The organism is Streptomyces anatolicus, assembly GCF_019400875.1.
In the GTDB taxonomy this organism is placed as follows: Bacteria; Actinomycetota; Actinomycetes; order Streptomycetales; family Streptomycetaceae; genus Streptomyces; species Streptomyces anatolicus.
Genome location: NZ_WMBF01000018.1, coordinates 23373 through 34605, shown reverse-complemented (window position 1 = coordinate 34605; position 11233 = coordinate 23373). Strand labels below are relative to the sequence as shown.

The window sequence follows — 11233 nt, the reverse complement described above, 5'->3', positions numbered from 1 at the left end:
GTCAGCCCCCCGGCGCCCCGGCGCCGACGCCCTCACCCGGATCGGGCACCCCCTGCCCGCCGTCGATCCGGCCGACGCCTCGCCGCACACCTTTCCCGACGGCGGCACCTGGCGCACCGAGATCCCCTCGGTCGAGGGGCCCGAGGCCCTGGCCGTGGTGTTGAAGGAGAGCGCCCGCCTCGACGTGCCCGTCCACCGGATCAGCCAGGGCAGCGGCGTCTGGATGCTCACCGACGTCGAGATCACCGAGATGGTGGACGCCTGCGCCGCACGCGACATCGAGCTGTGTCTGTTCACCGGGCCGCGCGGCACCTGGGACATCGGCGCCTCCACCCGCACCGACTCCGGCGGCGCGGGCCTGCGCGCCCGCGGGCACGACGCGCTCGCGGGCTGCGTCGAGGACGCCGTACGCGCCACCGGGCTCGGCGTCAAGTGCCTGCTCGTCGCCGACGAGGGCGTGCTGTGGACCCTGCACAGGCTCCGCACCGCCGGGGTCCTGCCCGCCGACACCACCTTCAAGCTGTCCGCGCTGACCGGCCCCGTCAACCCGGCCTCGTACGAGGTGTACGAGCGGCTCGGCGCCGACTCCCTCAATGTGCCGTCCGATCTGAGCCCGGCCCACCTCACCGAGATCCGCCGGGTCAGCCGGGCCCCCATGGACATGTACGTCGAGGCGCCCGACGACCTCGGCGGCTACATCCGGATGTACGAGGTCGCCGAGCTGATCCGGCGCGGCGCCCCGCTCTATGTGAAGTTCGGCCTCTCGAAGGCCACCGGCATCTACCCCTACGGCGCCCACGTACGCGACCATGCCCTCGCCACGGCCCGGGAACGGGTCAGGCGTGGCCGCCTCGCCCTGGATCTGCTGGCCCGGCACGGCGCGGACGGCGGCATGTCACCGCTCGGTGCGCGGCTGCCGGGTGAGCTGCGCCGCTTCGCCGTCCCGGAAGGGGACTGACCCATGCGCACCCGCACTCTCGGCATCGCCACCGCCGCCGCGCTGCTCGCCGCCTCGCTGGCCGCCTGTGGCCAGGAGGCCAAGGGCGGCAGCCGGTACAAACCCGACAACGGCAAGGGCGGCACGATCGGCCTCGCCATGCCCACCAAGTCCTCCGAGCGGTGGATAGCCGACGGCAGGAACATGGCCTCGCAGTTCAAGAAGGCCGGCTACGACACCGACCTCCAGTACGGCGACGACAAGGTGGAGAACCAGGTCGCCCAGATCGAGAACATGATCACGAAGGGGCACCGGCTCCTGGTGGTCGCCGCGATCAACGGCTCCGCGCTCACCGACGTACTGAAACGGGCGAAGGAGGCGGGCATCCCCGTGATCTCGTACGACCGTCTCATCCTCGGCACGAAGAACGTGAACTACTACGCGTCGTTCGACAACGAACGCGTCGGGCGGCTCCAGGGGCAGTACGTCGTCGACAAGCTGAAGCTCGGCAAACCCGGCAAGCCCGGCGAGGGTGCCGACGAGCCGCGCTCCATCGAGCTGTTCGCGGGCGACCCGGACGACAACAACACCAAGTACTTCTGGAACGGCGCCATGGAGGTGCTGAAGCCGTACCTCGACAGCGGGCAGCTCGTCGTGCGCAGCAAGCAGACGCGGCTGACGCAGGCCACGACGTTGAAGTGGGACGGCGGCACCGCGCAGAAACGCATGGACGACCTGATCAGCAAGAGCTACGGCGACAAGCGGGTGGACGCGGTGCTCTCGCCGTACGACGGGATCTCCATCGGCATCATCTCCGCGCTGAAGAGCGCCGGCTACGGCTCGAAGAGCCAGCCGCTGCCGGTCATCACCGGGCAGGACGCCGAGCTGGCGTCGGTGAAGTCGATCATCCGGGGCGAGCAGACGCAGACCGTCTTCAAGGACACGCGCAAGCTGGCCGCGCAGACGGTGAAGATGGGAGACGCGGTCCTGCGGGGCAAGAAGGTCCAGGTCAACAACACCACGGACTACCACAACGGCGAGAAGACCGTGCCGTCCTTCCTGCTGAAGCCGGTGAGCGTCGACAAGTCGAACACGCGGCTCCTGGTGGACGAGGGGTACTTCACGGCGGGGCAGCTCAAGTGAGCGCGCCCATTCTGGAGATGCGCGGGATCACCAAGACGTTCCCCGGCGTCAAGGCGCTCTCCGATGTGCATCTGTCCGTGCGGCCCGGGGAGATCCACGCGATCTGCGGTGAGAACGGCGCCGGGAAGTCGACGCTGATGAAGGTGCTCAGCGGCGTGCACCCGCACGGCAGTTACGAGGGCGAGATCCTTTTCGAGGGCGAGCCCATGGCCTTCAAGGACATCCGCGTCAGCGAGCGCCACGGCATCGTGATCATCCATCAGGAGCTGGCGCTCGTCCCCTACTTGTCGATCGCCGAGAACATCTTCCTCGGCAACGAACAGGCCAAGCGCGGCATCATCGACTGGAACGACACCTTGCGCCGGGCGAGCGCCCTGCTCAAGAGGGTGGGGCTGCGTGAGAAGCCGCAGACGCCGGTCTCCGACATCGGCGTGGGCAAGCAGCAGCTGGTGGAGATCGCCAAGGCCCTCTCGAAGGAGGTGAAGCTCCTGATCCTCGACGAGCCGACGGCCGCGCTCAACGACGACGACAGCGCGAAGCTGCTCGATCTGATCGTGGAGCTGCGCGGGCAGGGCATCGCGTGCATCATCATCTCGCACAAGCTGAACGAGATCCGGCAGATCACCGACGCCGTGACCATCCTGCGCGACGGGCAGTCCGTCGAGTCACTGACGGTTCGTCAGACCCCGGCGGACGAGGCGGTTCTGTCGGAGGACAGGATCATCCGGGGCATGGTCGGGCGCGACCTCGACCACCGCTTCCCCGACCGCACCCCGTACGAGGGCGCCGACGCGGGCGAGCTCGCCCTGGACGTGTCGGGCTGGACCGTGCGCCACCCGGTCGACCACCAGCGCACGGTCGTCGACGACGTGTCCCTTGCCGTGCGGCGCGGCGAGATCGTCGGCATCGCGGGGCTGATGGGCGCGGGCCGCACCGAGCTGGCGATGTCCGTGTTCGGACGCTCCTACGGGCAGTACGTCTCCGGGACCGTGGCGGTGAACGGCCGGCCCGTGGTCACCAAGACGGTCCCGGCGGCCGTGGACGCCGGCATCGCGTACGTCACCGAGGACCGGAAGCGCTACGGCCTGAACCTCATCGACAACATCAACCGCAATGTCTCCCTGGCCTCCCTGCCGGGGATGCGACGGCGCGGTGTGGTCGACGAACACCACGAGCGGCAGGTCTCCGAGCGCTACCGCGAGTCGATGAACATCAAGGCGCCCACGGTCTTCGAGCAGGTGGGCAGGCTCTCCGGCGGCAATCAGCAGAAGGTCGTCCTGAGCAAGTGGATCCACGCCGATCCCGAGGTGCTGATCCTCGACGAGCCGACGCGAGGCATCGACGTGAGCGCCAAGTACGAGATCTACACCGTCATCGACAAGCTCGCCGCGCAGGGCAAGGCGGTCCTGTTCATCTCCTCGGAGCTGCCCGAGCTGCTCGGGATGTGCGACCGGATCTACACGATGGCCGAGGGCCGCCTGACCGGCGAGGTCACGCGCGCGGAGGCCACCCAGGAAGTCCTGATGCGCCATATGACCAAGACCAGAAGCAAGAGCTGAGGCCGCCATGACCACCACGACCACTCCCCCACGGGACCCGTCCCCCGCGCCACGGCCCGCCGCGCGGTCGGCCGGTGCGCTGCTGCTCGACAGCATGCGCGCCAACATGCGCCAGTACGGCATGCTCATCGCCCTGGCTTTCATCGTCGTCCTGTTCCAGATATGGACCGACGGCACACTGCTGCTGCCGAACAACGTCTCCAATCTGATCCAGCAGAACGGCTACATCCTCATCCTGGCCATCGGCATGATGATCGTCATCATCGCGGGCCACATCGACCTGTCCGTCGGTTCGCTGGTGGCCTTCGTGGGCGCCATGTCGGCGGTGATGATGGTCAAGCACGACATGCCGTGGGTGCTCGCCCTCGTCCTGTGTCTGCTGATCGGCGCGGTCGCCGGGGCCTGGCAGGGCTTCTTCATCGCGTACGTCGGCATCCCGTCGTTCATCGTGACGCTCGCCGGCATGCTGCTCTTCCGCGGTCTCACCCAGATCGTCCTCGAGGGGCAGTCGCTGGCCCCCTTCCCCGACGGGTTCCAGAACATCGCCAAGGGTTTCATCCCGGAGATGGGCCCGTACACGCAGTACCACAACCCCACCCTGCTGCTCGGCCTCGCCACCATCACCTTCCTCCTCTTCCGTGAATGGCGGGACCGCAAGCGGCAGTTGGCGTTCGACCTCGAAGTCCTGCCGACCGGCCTGTGGGTGGCCAAGTGTGTGGCGATGACGGCGGCGGTGGTGGCGTTCACCCTCACGCTGGCCAGCTTCCACGGCGTGCCGGTCGTCATGCTCATCATGTGCGGGCTGCTGATCGCCCTCGGCTATGTCATGCGCAACGCGGTCGTGGGCCGTCATGTGTACGCGCTGGGCGGCAACAAGGCCGCCGCGAAGCTCTCCGGCGTCAAGGACAAGCGCGTCACCTTCCTGGTCTTCGTCAACATGGGCGTCCTCGCGGCGCTCGCGGGCTGTGTGTACGCGGCGCGCCTCAACGCGGGCACCCCGCAGGCCGGGCTCAACTTCGAACTGGAGGCGATCGCGGCCTCGTTCATCGGCGGCGCCTCCATGAGCGGCGGCGTCGGCACGGTGATGGGCGCCGTGATCGGCGGCCTGGTGCTCGGCGTCCTCAACAACGGCATGTCGCTCGTCGGCATCGGCACGGACTACCAGCAGGTCATCAAGGGTCTCGTGCTGCTCGCGGCGGTCGGCTTCGACGTCTGGAACAAGCGCAAGGTCGGCCGCTAGGCGGCGGAAACGGCCCAGCCCCTCGTCCCTCTTCTCTGATGGAGTCGTACATGGAAACGAGCAGACGCACCGTCCTCACCGCGGCGGCCGCCGCCGGGATCGCCGCGGCCTCGGCCGGGGCGGGGACCGCGCACGCCACGGCGGGACGGCGCCCCACGAAGGAACTCTTCGGCAAGCTCGCCGACGGCACGAAGGTGCACCGCTGGTCGCTGGCGAACGGCGGCACGCGGATGAAGGTCCTCTCCTACGGCGGCATCGTGCAGTCCCTCGAACTGCCCGACCGGCGAGGCCGGTTCACCAATGTCTCCCTCGGCTACGACACGCTGGAGGAGTACGCCGCCGGGACCACGTTCTTCGGCGCGCTGATCGGCCGCTACGGCAACCGCATCGCCCGCGGCCGCTTCACCCTGGACGGCAGGACCCACCAGCTCTCCGTCAACGACGGGGAGAACAGCCTGCACGGCGGGGCGAAGGGCTTCAACACGCGGGTGTGGGACGTGGAGCCGTTCACCGACGCGTCCGGCGTCGGCGTCGTCCTGCGGCATGTGAGCGCCGACGGCGACATGGGCTACCCGGGAACGCTGCGCGTGAAGGTGACGTACACCCTCACCGCGCACGGCGACTGGCGGATCGACTACGCGGCCACGACCGACAAGGCGACGGTCGTAAACCTCACCAACCACACGTACTACAACCTCGCAGGCGAGGGCAGCGGTGGCATCTACAACCACGAACTGACCCTGAAGGCAGGGCGGTTCACGCCGACCGACGCCGGACTGATCCCCACGGGAGCGCTCGCAAGGGTGGCGGGCACGCCCTTCGACTTCCGGCGGGCGAAGACCGTCGGCGAGGACATCCGCGTCGCACACCCCCAGCTGGTGACCGCCAAGGGCTACGACCACAACTGGGTCCTGGACAAGGGGATCACGGACCGCCCCGAGCACTTCGCGACGCTCCGGGACCCCGGATCGGGCCGCACGATGAAGATCGCGACGACCGAGCCGGGGGTGCAGTTCTACTCCGGGAACTTCCTCGACGGCACCCTGACCGGCCCCTCGGGCCGCACCTACCGCCAGGGCGACGGCCTCTGCCTGGAGACCCAGCACTTCCCGGACTCGCCGAACCAGCCGTCGTTCCCCTCGACGGTGCTGCGGCCCGGCGAGACCTACCGGTCGAGCACGGTGCACAGCTTCTCAGCGCGCTGAGTCCGACCTCTCCCGGCGCGCTGAGCGCTGCGTCCTTCAGCGCGCCGGGAGCGGCCCGTCCGCCACGGGGACGCCGAAGTCGGGGGTGCCGTCCGCCTTCCAGCCCAGGCGCTGGATACGCGTGTGGCGGTTGGGGTCGTTCAGCGGGTCGCCGACGATGTCCTTGTACTGGCGGGCGTGGTAGACGAGGACATCGGTGCGGCCGTCCTCGGCGACGGTGAAGCAGTTGTGGCCCGGACCGTACTGCCTCGTCCTGTCGCTGCTGGTGAAGACCGGCCGCGGCGACTTGGTCCAGGACCTCGGGTCCATCAGGTCACTTCCCGCCCGAGCGGTGAGCAGCCCCATGCAGTAGTTGGCGTCGGTGGCGCTCGCCGAGTACGTCATGAAGACGCGTCCGTTGCGCTGGAGGAACGAGGCGCCCTCGTTCACCTTGAAGCCGACGCGCTCCCAATCGTACTTCGGTGTGGTGAGCCGTATTTGAGGGCCCGTCAGCGTCCAGGGGTTGGCCATCCTCGACAGGAAGACCGCGCTGTTGTGGTCCTCGCCGGGGTCCTTCTGCGCCCAGGCGAGGTAGCGCGCCCCTTCGTAGGTGAAGGTGGTCGCATCGAGGGAGAAGGTGTCCCAGGCCGTGGCGATCCGCCCCTTCTCGGTCCATGTCCCCTTGAAGGGGTCGCGGTGGGCGTTCTCCAGGACCCACATGCGTATCTTCCACACGTCGTCGGCGGGGGCCGCGGCGAAGTAGAGGTACCACTTGCCGTCGATGTGGTGGATCTCCGGCGCCCAGATATGCGCGGCCATGTCGCCGCTGGTGTGCCGCCGCCAGACGACGGCCTCCTCGGCCGTCGCGATGCCGCGCAGGGTGCGGGAGCGGCGCAGGATGATGCGGTCGTACTCGGGTGCGGTGGCGGTGAAGTAGTACCGGCCGTCGTGGTGGCGGTGGATGTGGGGGTCGGCGCGGTGCCGGACGAGGGGGTTGGTGGCGGCGCGCGGGGTGGCGGCGCGGGCGCTGCCCTGTGTGGCGGCCAGGGCGCCCGTAGCGGCGGCGCCGACGGCCAGGGAGCCCTTCAACAGTAGCCTGCGCCCCGGGAGTTCACTGCGCTGTTGCGTCATTGGTCGGCCTTTCCGTGGGTGGTGTTGCCGGAGCCGCTCACGACGTGATCCTCAGGAACGTCACGGAGTGGGCGGGGAAGGTGTACGAGAAGGAGTCGTCGACCCCGGTGAGGACCGAGTCGACGGGCTTCACCGGCGTCTTGTCCTTGGTGTTCTCGGCGGCCGGGTCCGCCGCCAACGTGGTGACCCGCGCCTTCGCGGCGACCTTCGCCCCCTGGCCGAGGTTCACCTTCGTACGGGCCGGTGCCGCCTGCGCGTTGACGACCTTCACGATGAGGTCGCCGGACGCCTTGTCGCGCGTGACGACCTGGCGGAACGGCTCGGCGGGCTTGTCGTCGGTGAAGAAGCCCCACTTCTCGCCGTCGAGAAAGAGCGTCACCTGGCGGCCGCGCACCTCGACGCGCAGGTCATAGCTTCGGCCCGTCTCGATCCTGGTGGAGTCCTGGATCATCGTCTGCTTCGCGCCGCCGACGGTCTTCTCCACGGCGGACTGGGTGTTGTTCCAGCCGCCGAGGTTCCACCAGTAGTGGTTGCCGGTGTCCTTGACGCCGAAGGCGACCATGAAGCCTTCCCTGCCGGACTTCTTGGTGGCCCGCACCTTGAGGTCGTAGTTCTGCCAGCCCTTGTCACCGGCCGTCACCAGGGTGTTCTCGGCGGCCTCGTCGGACTGGACGTAAGCCCCGTCCTCGACGGACCACTCGCCCCTGCCCGCCGCCTCGGTCCACTTGCCCTCACCGGCGGAGAAGTCGTCGGAGAAGAGCGGCTGACCGTCCGCGCCGGTCACCGAGACGTCGTCGTAGGCGGCGCTCGTCGCCCAGGTGGAGAGGCCGACGGCGCCGGTAATCGGGCCCGAAGTGGCGGGAGTCCCGGTCGACTTGGAGGGGACGACCTGGTCGCCGACGTTGCGCATGAAGAGCTTCTGCGTCTCGTAGTTGGCCGAGCCCCACGACTGGTCGTTGTCGTACCAGATCATGTTCGGCTTCCACTGCACGTAGTCCTCGTTGGCGAGCAGCGGGGCGTACGAGGCGAGCTTGACGACGTCCGCGTTGCGCTCGAGGCCGGTCATGAACGCGGCTTCGGAGAGGGCGTTGCCGAAGGTGTTGCCCTGTGAGGCGTACTCGCCGAGGAAGACCTTGGGGCCGCGCCGGTCGTAGGTGTCGTAGCGGTCGTTGTTCTCCAGGAACCACTGCGGGCTGTTGTAGTAGTGCTCGTCGACCATGGCGACGTCCGCGTCACGGTTGAGCTGCCAGGCCTTGTCGAAGACCGGACCGCTGTCGTCGGGGCCGGAGTTGGAGATGACGGTGATCTCCGGGTACTTGGCCTCGATGGCGGCGCGGAACTCCTTGAAGCGGGCGAAGAACTCCTCGGGAAGGTTTTCCTCGTTGCCGACCGCGAGGTGGGTGAGGCCGAACGGCTTGGGGTGGCCCATCCCGGCGCGCTTCTTGCCCCATTCGCTGCTCGTCGGGCCGTTGGCGAACTCGATGAGGTCGAGGGTGTCCTGGACGTGCCGCTTGAGCAGGGCCGGGTCGTCGGTGGCCTTGTTCTGGCCGCAGCCGGTCACCAGGGCGGGGACCACGGGCAGCGGCATGGCGCCGGTGTCCTCGGCGAACTGGAAGTACTCGTAGTACCCGAGGCCGTAACTCTGGTTGTAGCCCCAGAAGTTGGCGTTCGTGGCGCGCTGCTCGACCGGGCCTATGGTGTCCTTCCACTGGTACGAGCGGGCCCGCTGCCAGCCGGACTTCTCGTCGTACGCCTCGTGGCTGCCGGTGTTGACCAGACAGCCGCCGGGGAAGCGGAGGAAGCCCGGGTGCAGGGCGGCTATCTTCTCGGCGAGATCCTTGCGCAGGCCGTTCTCGCGGCCCTTGTAGGTGTCGCGGGGGAAGAGCGAGATCATGTCGAGCGCGGCCGGGGCGCCCGAGGCGACCGTGAGGCGGCCCGCGGCCGAGGTCCTGGTGGCGGTGAAGGTCGCCTTGTACTGGGCCCAGCCGCCGCGCGCGGTGACCCGGCGGGCGGACGCGAGCTCGCCCGAGGCGTCGTGCAGCGTGAGGGTGAGCGGCGCGCCGGAGCGGTCGGCGCGGGCCCAGACCGAGAAGTCGTAGCGCTTGCCCCGCTGGACGGCGATGCCGGTGTTGTAGCCGGAGTTGGTGACGGACGAACCGGCCGCCAGGGAGAGGTAGTTGCGGTTGCGCTCGTTCAGCCGGCCGGTGTCGTTCAGGACCCTGGCGGTGCCCTTGGTCTCCCATGAGGTCAGCGGGGTGTAGGAGCGGTTGTCGGTGGGCTCGTACTCGAAGGACCGGTTCTGGACGAGTTCGGCGTACAGTCCGCCGTCGGCAGCGCGGTTGATGTCCTCGTAGAAGATCCCGTACATCGAGTCGTCGATCCTCGCGCCGGTGCGGGCCGTGTCGACGTCGATCGTGTAGTCGGCCGGCTCGGCCGCCGCGCCGGGCCCCGCGCCGAGCGTGCCGGCGAGCAGGGCCCCGGCGGTGAGAGATCCGACGACGAGAGCGAATCTCCCCCGTCTCGACTTGGTGCGTCCGTGCGTCATGCGTCTGTGTGCCCTGCGCCTGTATGTCACGCCATCCCCAGATGTTCGAAATACCGGACGTTGGTCAACACTTCGAACGGAAACTTAGAGACTCAGGAGATCTCGCGTCAACGCCTGGGACCAACCCCGTGCCACCCCGGGCATACGCCGAAGCCCCGGCCGATGTCCCGGCCGGGGCTCCGCGGTGGCTTCAGGCAGGCTGTCGTTACCAGCGGTTGCCCGTGTTCAGGTGGTGGGAGAAGCCGTTGCCGCGCGAACCGTGGTGGTATCCATCGGCGGCGGTGAGCCCGTCCTGGCCACCGATGTTGTAGTAGGAGAAGCCACCCCTGTACGGGGCGTCATCGGCGACCGCGGGGGCGGCCGACAGGAACCCCACAGCGGTGATGGCGGCGAGGGTGATCGCAATGCGACGCATGTGTCTCCTTGAAACAGAGATTCCGGTACAGCGGGTACGTAAAGACATTCCTGAAACGCCGCTGTCCGGCCTCGCTCGACACGACCTCACCCCACCACGTCACCCGAACGGGCGGCCCCTACGACACCCGTTCGGGCGGAACCTTGAGGTAAAGGTCCCCTCTACTTGTAGGTGATGTCCGACGCCGTGAACTTGCAGTGCTTGCCGTCAGGGCCGCTGCCGGTCTCGACCGGCTCGGCACCCGTGTTGTTCCCCGTGAAGCGCAGACACGTCTTGATCTTCTTGCTGCTGTCGCCGTGGATGCGGACGGCGCGCAGTGCGGCGGTGTCTCCGTAGTTGGTGTTGATGCCGACGATCGACTTGCCGGGGCCGGTGATGTCGGTGTCGTTGATGACGACGTGGCGCTGGTACTGCTTGGAGCAGTTGCCGCAGGTCCGCACGAGCTTGCCGAAGTCGGAGACCTGGAACTTGTTGACGACCAGCTTGCCCGCGCCGTTGAACTGGAAGACCTTGTCCTTGGCCATCTTCGCGCCACCGCCCTGGACGGCGTACGTCGATCCCGCCGAGGTTCCCTTGAAGGTCGCCGCGTCCTCGCCGACATCCTCCCACCACACGTTCTGGAGCGTGCAGCTGCCCTGGCAGTGGATGCCGTCGGCGGCGGGCGCGCCGATGATGACGTTCTTCAAAGTCGCCCCGTCCTTCAGCTTGAAGATCGGGTCCTGGCCCTCGCCCTGGCCGTCCTCGCCGAGCGCGCCGCTGCCGTAGTAGCGCTTGAGGCCGCCGTCACGGGTGCCGGAGACCTCGATGGTCCTGGACACGGGCTGCTCGTCCTTGGCCTCGGGCCAGCCGGTGGCCGCCCCCGCCGTCGACATGAGGGAGGTGGCGACGAGCGCGGCGCCGGTCAGGCCCAGCGCGGCGGCGCCACCGATGACTGCGCGGCGCCGGAGGTGGCTGCGGCGGTGGCGTACGCGCCCGTTCGAAGTTGAAGTCATGTCCGGATTCCTTCTGGGGACAGAGTGAACAGAAGAGTGCGTCTTCTGGTCGCCACCGCGCGCGGAAGGGTTGCCCCGTAAACGGAA

The 11233-nt window shown here is 68.4% G+C and carries 9 protein-coding genes; 5 read left to right on the top strand and 4 right to left on the bottom strand.

Annotation, left to right across the window (positions count from 1 at the left end):
- The 5 genes from GKQ77_RS03985 to GKQ77_RS03965 form a co-directional block, all read left to right on the top strand.
- Positions 1-958, top strand: a 958-nt coding sequence (locus GKQ77_RS03985; protein ID WP_219687295.1) for a hypothetical protein, incomplete at its 5' end; no start/stop codon positions are given.
- 3 nt (positions 959-961) lie between these two features.
- Positions 962-2080, top strand: a complete 1119-nt coding sequence (chvE, locus tag GKQ77_RS03980; RefSeq protein WP_219687294.1) for a multiple monosaccharide ABC transporter substrate-binding protein — start codon at positions 962-964, stop codon at positions 2078-2080.
- On the top strand, positions 2077-3639 hold the full coding sequence (gene mmsA, locus GKQ77_RS03975) for a multiple monosaccharide ABC transporter ATP-binding protein (protein ID WP_219687293.1): 1563 nt from the start codon (positions 2077-2079) through the stop codon (positions 3637-3639). Before chvE ends, mmsA begins: the two co-directional genes overlap by 4 nt.
- A 7-nt stretch (positions 3640-3646) precedes the next feature.
- Positions 3647-4879: a multiple monosaccharide ABC transporter permease gene (gene mmsB / locus GKQ77_RS03970; RefSeq protein ID WP_219687292.1), complete on the top strand. Its 1233-nt coding sequence runs from the start codon at positions 3647-3649 to the stop codon at positions 4877-4879.
- Between the two features lie 50 nt (positions 4880-4929).
- On the top strand, positions 4930-6084 hold the full coding sequence (locus GKQ77_RS03965; protein WP_219687291.1) for an aldose epimerase family protein: 1155 nt from the start codon (positions 4930-4932) through the stop codon (positions 6082-6084).
- Between the two features lie 36 nt (positions 6085-6120).
- Here the strand turns inward: GKQ77_RS03965 and GKQ77_RS03960 are convergent, their stop codons facing one another.
- From GKQ77_RS03960 to GKQ77_RS03945, 4 genes are all read right to left on the bottom strand, one after another.
- Positions 6121-7194 (bottom strand): glycoside hydrolase family 43 protein, encoded by a 1074-nt coding sequence (locus GKQ77_RS03960; protein ID WP_219687290.1) that lies wholly within the window; start codon positions 7192-7194, stop codon positions 6121-6123.
- 37 nt (positions 7195-7231) lie between these two features.
- A complete protein-coding gene (locus tag GKQ77_RS03955) occupies positions 7232-9739 on the bottom strand; it encodes an alpha-L-arabinofuranosidase family protein (protein ID WP_219687289.1) in 2508 nt (835 codons plus the stop codon).
- 205 nt (positions 9740-9944) lie between these two features.
- Positions 9945-10154, bottom strand: coding sequence for a hypothetical protein (locus GKQ77_RS03950; protein WP_219687288.1), 210 nt, complete (start codon positions 10152-10154; stop codon positions 9945-9947).
- A 161-nt stretch (positions 10155-10315) separates the two neighbouring features.
- On the bottom strand, positions 10316-11146 hold the full coding sequence (locus GKQ77_RS03945) for a pectate lyase (RefSeq protein WP_219687287.1): 831 nt from the start codon (positions 11144-11146) through the stop codon (positions 10316-10318).
- Positions 11147-11233: the final 87 nt, after the last annotated feature.

Excerpts from the sequence above, each read along its gene's own strand:
- chvE (WP_219687294.1), top strand. The coding sequence starts at position 962 with ATGCGCACCCGCACTCTCGGCATCGCCACCGCCGCCGCGCTGCTCGCC.
- GKQ77_RS03955 (WP_219687289.1), bottom strand. The coding sequence starts at position 9,739 with ATGACGCACGGACGCACCAAGTCGAGACGGGGGAGATTCGCTCTCGTC.
- GKQ77_RS03960 (WP_219687290.1), bottom strand. The coding sequence starts at position 7,194 with ATGACGCAACAGCGCAGTGAACTCCCGGGGCGCAGGCTACTGTTGAAG.
- GKQ77_RS03945 (WP_219687287.1), bottom strand. The coding sequence starts at position 11,146 with ATGACTTCAACTTCGAACGGGCGCGTACGCCACCGCCGCAGCCACCTC.
- GKQ77_RS03950 (WP_219687288.1), bottom strand. The coding sequence starts at position 10,154 with ATGCGTCGCATTGCGATCACCCTCGCCGCCATCACCGCTGTGGGGTTC.
- GKQ77_RS03965 (WP_219687291.1), top strand. The coding sequence starts at position 4,930 with ATGGAAACGAGCAGACGCACCGTCCTCACCGCGGCGGCCGCCGCCGGG.
- mmsB (WP_219687292.1), top strand. The coding sequence starts at position 3,647 with ATGACCACCACGACCACTCCCCCACGGGACCCGTCCCCCGCGCCACGG.